This window comes from Acinetobacter sp. RF14B (genome assembly GCF_006864105.1).
In the GTDB taxonomy this organism is placed as follows: Bacteria; Pseudomonadota; Gammaproteobacteria; order Pseudomonadales; family Moraxellaceae; genus Acinetobacter; species Acinetobacter lwoffii_C.
Window position 1 is genome coordinate 1 of sequence record NZ_SMTB01000245.1, and the last position, 505, is coordinate 505.

The 505-nt window shown below is 43.6% G+C and carries 2 protein-coding genes; both read left to right on the forward strand.

What is annotated here, in order from left to right:
- Positions 1–362, forward strand: a 362-nt coding sequence (locus tag E2K52_RS14765; protein WP_171478885.1) for a PfkB family carbohydrate kinase, incomplete at its 5' end; no start/stop codon positions are given.
- A 13-nt stretch (positions 363–375) separates the two neighbouring features.
- On the forward strand, positions 376–505 hold a 130-nt coding region (locus E2K52_RS15795), incomplete at its 3' end, for a glutamine amidotransferase (RefSeq protein WP_227548261.1).

Sequence of the window (505 nt, forward strand, 5' to 3'; positions counted from 1 at the left end):
TAGACGTACACGATCTTGAATCAGCTAAACGAGCTGCAGAAGCTATCCACAATAAAGGGGTAAAAAACACCGTTATCACGCTCGGTAGCAAGGGCTCGCTCGCATTTGATGGCAAAAAATTCATTCATTCGCCAGCGTTTCCAGCGGTCGTTAAAAATACGGCAGGAGCCGGGGATGCTTTTAACGGCGCTCTGGCATCAGGACTTGCGAAAGGAAAATCACTGGAATCAGCACTGTGTTATGCCAGCGCCTTTGCATCCCTAGCGGTGGAGACAAGCAATGCTTCCGACATGCCTGAACATGAATCTGTGATACATCGAATTCAGAGTATACATTATCAGCAAACTATTTTTACGCATTAAGAAGGGACAGAGAATGAATAACACCAAAAAATCACTAAAGGTGCTCTTTATTGGAGAATCCTGGCATATTCATATGATTCATTCAAAAGGATATGACAGTTTTACCTCAAGTAAATATGAAGAAGGTGCGACCTGGTTACTCC